Here is a 6,000-nt window from a genome sequence, read left to right on the forward strand (position 1 = left end):
GCACCCCAGACCGCCTCTGATCAGGCCGCTAGCGGATAGCGGCCCACCTGCGCAAACCTCAAAACCTGCCTGAGAGGGTCCCACGTGACCGCCGCCCTGCTCGCTATCGCCTGCCTACTCACTGTCACCCTCGGTTACGTCGGTATGTGTGCGGCGTCACCGTTCGGTGACTGCCGCCGCTGCCGTGGCATGGGACACGCGCTCAAGACGGACCGCAAGGGACGCATAAAGCGCGGCAAGGACTGCCGCCGCTGCCACGCCACCGGCAAGCGCATCCGTACCGGCCGCTGGCTCTACAACCGCTGGGCGCGCATCTACCGCGCCGGCACCGACACCCCGGAAGGGTCCCGATGATCCTCGACATCTCCGCCGTGCTGCTGTTCGGCGCCGCCTCCGTCTTCGCGGTCAGGACCAAGTCCGCCGGCGGCGGCGCCGCGCTCGTGCTGTTCCTGTTCGGGTTCTTCGCCGCCGGCACCGGCGCCTACGAGCCCATCCACAACCTCGTACAGGCATCCGCCGACGCCCTGTCCGCCCTCGGCAACTGAAGGAGACCAGACCGTGAACGAGCCCACGACCCGCGGGACCGCGCCCCTCGTGGTCCACCACCCCACCCCGATCACCCCCGCCGCCATGCACGCGGCGCCGGTCGTCCCCGTCCAGCCGGGCCACATCCCGGCCGTGGCGAGCGTCGTCCTGCCGGATGGCCGTGTTGTCACCGGTTACGCCGTGGCACCGGCTCAGCCGAAACCGGTCGCCGCCAAGCCGGCCGTGTCCCGCACGGCGGTGAACGTCGCCCTCGGGGGCGTCGGGTTCCTCGCCGTGTGCGGCGGGCTGCTGCTGCTCACCTCGTTCATCGCCGCCCTGACCGCGTTCATCGGACAGCTCATCATCCTCGCCGCCGTGATCTTCGGCGGATGGATCGCTGTCCAGGTCTTAAGCGCGAGCGGCCACCACGGCGGAACCACGGTCAACATCCGCAAAGCCGTGATCAAGCGCAACCACTTCCACGGCTGAGGAGGCCATCCCCCGTGACCCGACTGCGCATTCAGGTCGCCCACTGGCCCCGCCGGGCCCTGGTGCTGACCGACACTCCCCGTCCCGGCTGCCGCGACTGCGAGGGATTCGGCGGCATCGAGTACCCCTACGGCGACGAGAATGGCGACCACGCCGGACGCGACTGGGAGCCCTGCGGCTGCTGGAACGAGACCCGCCGCTGGCCCCTGCTGCCCCTGCCGCGTCGGCCCCGCTGGCTGCGTCGGCGCCACACCGCCCGTGACCCGTGGGGGCCCGGCGGCTACAGCGACGAACCCCCTTTCTAGCTACGCCAAGGGCGGCCCCTCCCTCTCGCCAAAGAAGCGGGGCCGCCCGTGTCCACCTGCCAACACGTGACCTGTGGAGGTTTCCCAGCATGACGCAACCGACCCCGTTCCGGCGAGGGCACGGCGGCATGAGCGCGCTCCCCGATCCCTTGCCGACTGCGCGGGCCCTGGCCGCAGCCGGCGTGCCGGTGCTGCCCCTGCGCCGGGGAAAGGTCCCGTTCGGCAACTGCCCCACCTGCGCGGACAACGCATGTGGGGGCCGGCCGAACATGAAGACCCCGGGCCCCTGCGCCTGCTCCGGCGTCTGCCACGCGTGGGCCGCCGCCACCACTGACCTAACCATCATCGTTTCGCCCCCGTGGATGGCGGCGTGGCGGCGGGCGGTGTGCGTCGCCTACCACCCCGGCGCCGCCGGGCTGACCGTCGTGGACCTGGACGACGCGGACGCCATCGCATGGGCCCGCGGTTCCCTCCCCGCCACGCGCACGGTGGCGACGACGCGTGGTGAGCACTGGATCTACCAGGGCGTCATGCCGTCGTCCAACGCCGTGCGGCCCGGTGTCGACATCAAGTCGTCCATGTCCTACGCCCGCTACCTCGGGCCCGGCACCGGCATCATGACCGACCTGCCCGACGCCGTACGCGCCCTCGCGGTGAAGAAGCCGCCCACGGTCCGGTCGGTGCCGCACGCCGCCGCCGTGCCTGCGGGGCCCGGGGGCGGGGAGTGTCCGCACCGCACGCCCGCCTACCTGGAACGAGGCATCGCTATGGCCGTGCAGCGCATCACCACCGCCCGCAGCGCGATCCACGCCACGGTCTACGGGGCGTTCCTCGCGGTGCTGTCCACGCACGGCCGGTGCGGCTGCCTCACCGACACCCACGTCACCCGACTGTTCACCGCCGCGCAGACCAAAGGCGAGACCCTGCGGCACTGCACGGACGCGTGGACCAACGCCCGCACCACGTTGGGAATGTGACGATGTCCGACGACGACAAGAATCCCGCACGCCAGGTCATCACCGACTACGCCCAATCCCACTTCCGGTACTTCCGCACCGCTGACGGCACCGTGTACGCGCAGAAGAACGGCCACCCCGTGGCCCGACCGATCCGCTCCCAGGGCACCACCGGAAGCCACCGGCAGGAACTCATGGTCGGTCTCTTCCGCGACGGCGTGGGCGTCTTCAACGGCACCGCCATGAAGGAAGCGCTGGACTTGATCGAAGCGTTGGCGCTGACCGAGGACGTGCAACCCGTGCACATCCGCGTCGCCCCCGGATTCGACGGGGCGACGTGGCTCGACCTCGGGCGCAGCGACGGGCAATCGGTGCGTATCCACCCCACCGGCTGGGACATCCGCACCCCCGACCCGCAAGAGGTCTGCTGGCGCCGTACCCAGCTCACGGGGGAGTTGCCCCTGCCGGCCCGGGACACCAACGGCAAGGGCATCGACCTGCTGATGCGGCTGTGCAACTTCGCCAACGCCGAGACGGAGTGCCTGGCCATCGCATGGCTGATCGGCTGCCTGGGTCCGTCCGTGCCCGTCCCGGCCCCGTTCCTCACCGGCCCCCAGGGGGCGGGCAAGTCGACGGGCGGGCGGATGCTCGTGCGGATCATCGAGGGCATGAGCGGCGACCTGCGCCGCGCGCCGAAGGATGAGGAAAACCTGATCGCGGCGGTGGCCGCCGGATGGGTTACCGCCCTGGACAACCTCTCCCACATGACCCCGGACCTGTCCGACGCGATGTGCTGCATCGTCACCGGCGCGGAGAACGTCAAACGCGCCCTGTTCACAGACGGGGACGTGTTCCGCGTCGGCTACCGCCGGCCCCTGCTGCTGACCGGCATCGACGTGGGCGTGATCCGGCCCGACCTCGCAGAACGGCTCCTTCCGCTGCGTCTGGAACGCCCCCGCGTCCGGCGCACCGAGGCGGAACTGTGGTCCGACTTCGCAGAGGTGCTGCCCGTCATCCTCGGATCGCTCCTGGACCTCTCCGTGCAGGTGCGGGCGGCTGAGGCGGACATCCCGACCGACCTGCGCATGGCCGACTTCGCGCACCTGTGCGCGCAGCTCGACGCCGCAACCGGTCTCGGAGCGCTTGCCGCCTACCGGGCCAGCCTGGACGACCTCAACGACGACGTCATTGAGGGCGACCTGTTGGCGCAGACCGTGCTGAAGCACGCTGCCGGCATCGCGCCGGGGGCGGAAGAGCGGATGACGTCTGCCGAGTGGCTGTACGCCCTCACGGGCCTCTACAGCGGCGAGGAGTGCCGTCCCCTTCCAAAAGGCTGGCCGACTACCGGCAAGGTGCTCTCAGACCGTCTCAAGCGCCTTCAGCCCACCCTCGCCGCCCGTGGCGTCCTCATTGACTGGGGACGCACTAAGACGTCCCGGTACATCGAGATCGCGCGCCCCGCCGCACCACCGTCGCCCGAGCAGGAAGCCGCCTTCTGACCGCCCGGCACCCGGCCGGCCGGAACAAGCAAGAGGAGCACCCGCCCCCGCGTGCTCCTCTTGCTGTTCGGCGGCGCCGCCGCCCTGCGAAGGTCGCGCCGCGCAGCGGCTCCTTCTTCACGCTCTGAGCCGCGCACCACAACAGACACCACCCCCTCTTGGTCCCAAGTAGGAAGACGCTGCGTCACCTGCGTCACCCACACCCTGCAAACGGCGTGTGACCTGCCGGAACAGCGGTGACGCAGACGGCCGATTCCTGCGTCACCCCGCGTCACCCGCGTCACCCGGTGACGCAGCTCTACGTCACCGGTGACGCACTTCCCGGGCCCTGCGTCACCCTGAAACCGCAGGTCAGGGCCCCGAATGACGCAGATGACGCGGGTGACGCAGAAATCCGCACCTCGGACACAGCCGCGTACAGCCGCACCTCGAAATGCCCAGGTATGGAGACCCAGCATGACCACGCCCACCCGGCGCCGCCGCACTCCGAAAGACGAGTTGATCCCCCTGCCGGAAGTTTTGGAAGAACTCGGCATCAGCCGCCCGACTTGGTACCGCTGGCGCGACCGTGGCCTCACCCCCGAGGCACGCCGCACACCGTCCGGCCGCATCTGCGTACGCCGCAGCGTCCTGGACGCCTTCAAGGACGAGTTGGAGGCCGCGTGACCGAGTGGAGCTACACCGTCAAGTTCTGGGCCATCCGAAAGCGCAGCTACCGGAAGCCGTACCAACTGCGTTGGATGGTGGGCACCCGCGAACACGCGGAATCGTTCCTCACCCAGGGCTTGGCCGACAGCCGCCGGTCGGAACTCATGACGGCGGCCCGGAAGGGTGAGCCGTTCGACGTGGAGAGCGGCCTCCCGAAGTCCATGGTCGACCAGAAGCGTGACATCTCCTGGTACGAGCACGCGCGCAACTACATCGCGATGAAGTGGGACGACTCCCCTGGCAACACCCGGCGGACGTTGGCCGAAGCCATGGCGACCGTGACGCCGGCGTTCGTGAAGGACACCAAGGGCATGCCCGACGCCCGGACCGTACGGAGCGCTTTGTACGGGTGGGCGTTCAACAAGAACCGGTGGGAGGAAGAGCCGCCGGCCGAGGTGGCACAGGTGCTCGCCTGGTTCCAGCGGAAGTCGCTGCCCACGTCGGCCCTCACGGACCGGCTGTTGGTGAAAGCCGCGCTCAGGGTTCTGTCCAAGCGGCTGGACGGGAAGACTGCGGCCCCGGGGACGATCAGTCGCAAGCGTGCGATCTTCTACAACTCCCTTGAGTTCGCGGTCGATGCCGAGTTGCTGACGGACAACCCGTTGGACCGCGTCAAGTGGAAGGCGCCCGAGCAGGTCACGGAGGAAGTGGACCCGGCATGCGTCCCGAATCCGGCGCAAGCCGCCAAGCTGCTGACCGCCGTGCGTGACCAGAGCAAGCGGGGGCGCCGGCTCGCCGCGTTCTTCGGCTGCATGTACTACGCCGCCGCGCGGCCGGCGGAAGTGATCGGTCTACGGGTCACCGACTGCGATCTCCCCCGGCGGGGGTGGGGCGTGCTCCGGCTGCATGAAACCCGCCCCCGATCCGGCACCGCGTGGACAGACAGTGGTGAGGCGCACGAGAAACGGGGCCTGAAGCACCGCCCGCGGAAGGCAGTGCGGCCCGTGCCGATCCCGCCGGAACTGGTCGCGCTGCTGCGGTGGCACCTCACCGCGTACGGCACGGCACCGGACGGGCGCGTCTTCCAGACGCTGCGGGGTGGACTCGTGCAGGACACCGGATACGGGGAGGTGTGGGCTGAAGCGCGGTCGCGCGCACTGACGTCGGCCGAGTTCCAGTCCGCACTGGCCAGGCGGCCTTATGACCTTCGTCACGCCGCAGTGTCGACGTGGCTCAGTTCGGGCGTGGAACCGCAGCTCGTGGCTGAGCGAGCCGGCCACAGTGTGGCGGTCCTGTTTCGCGTGTACGCCGAGTTCCTGAAGGACGGCGACGATGCAGCCAACGCCAAGATCTCCGCACGGCTGGGACGGAGCGTCTGACGCAGCGGGAATCCCGTCCGCGCTCCGTCCGCAGAGTCCGAGACGGGGCGTTCGAACGCGAGACAGGTTGAGACACCCCGCCCTTTGAGGCGATGCACGACAAGAGGCCCGTGACCTGCTGAGACAGCAGGTCACGGGCCTCTTGTTCCCGTGTGGCGGCGCCAGGATTCGAACCTGGGAAGGCTGAGCCGGCAGATTT

At 69.7% G+C, this 6,000-nt stretch carries 8 protein-coding genes; all 8 read left to right on the forward strand.

Annotation, left to right across the window (positions count from 1 at the left end; genetic code table 11):
* Positions 1-84: 84 nt before the first annotated feature.
* Positions 85-354 (forward strand): hypothetical protein, encoded by a 270-nt coding sequence (locus ABZ117_RS09095; RefSeq protein ID WP_356818795.1) that lies wholly within the window; start codon positions 85-87, stop codon positions 352-354.
* Positions 351-545: a hypothetical protein gene (locus ABZ117_RS09100; RefSeq protein ID WP_252104009.1), complete on the forward strand. Its 195-nt coding sequence runs from the start codon at positions 351-353 to the stop codon at positions 543-545. Before ABZ117_RS09095 ends, ABZ117_RS09100 begins: the two co-directional genes overlap by 4 nt.
* A 13-nt stretch (positions 546-558) precedes the next feature.
* Positions 559-1,014, forward strand: coding sequence for a hypothetical protein (locus ABZ117_RS09105; protein ID WP_356818797.1), 456 nt, complete (start codon positions 559-561; stop codon positions 1,012-1,014).
* Positions 1,015-1,028: 14 nt separating this feature from the next.
* Positions 1,029-1,319 (forward strand): hypothetical protein, encoded by a 291-nt coding sequence (locus ABZ117_RS09110; protein ID WP_356818799.1) that lies wholly within the window; start codon positions 1,029-1,031, stop codon positions 1,317-1,319.
* A 128-nt stretch (positions 1,320-1,447) separates the two neighbouring features.
* Positions 1,448-2,296: a bifunctional DNA primase/polymerase gene (locus ABZ117_RS09115; RefSeq protein ID WP_356818843.1), complete on the forward strand. Its 849-nt coding sequence runs from the start codon at positions 1,448-1,450 to the stop codon at positions 2,294-2,296.
* 2 nt (positions 2,297-2,298) lie between these two features.
* A complete protein-coding gene (locus ABZ117_RS09120) occupies positions 2,299-3,774 on the forward strand; it encodes an ATP-binding protein (protein WP_356818801.1) in 1,476 nt (491 codons plus the stop codon).
* A gap of 456 nt (positions 3,775-4,230) precedes the next feature.
* Entirely contained in the window at positions 4,231-4,440 is a 210-nt protein-coding gene (locus ABZ117_RS09125) for a helix-turn-helix domain-containing protein (protein ID WP_030671993.1), read from the forward strand.
* Positions 4,437-5,801, forward strand: coding sequence for a tyrosine-type recombinase/integrase (locus tag ABZ117_RS09130; protein WP_356818803.1), 1,365 nt, complete (start codon positions 4,437-4,439; stop codon positions 5,799-5,801). The genes ABZ117_RS09125 and ABZ117_RS09130 overlap by 4 nt, the downstream gene beginning before the upstream one ends.
* Positions 5,802-6,000 lie beyond the last annotated feature (199 nt).

The organism is Streptomyces sp. NPDC006309 (genome assembly GCF_040613095.1).
GTDB lineage: Bacteria > Actinomycetota > Actinomycetes > Streptomycetales > Streptomycetaceae > Streptomyces.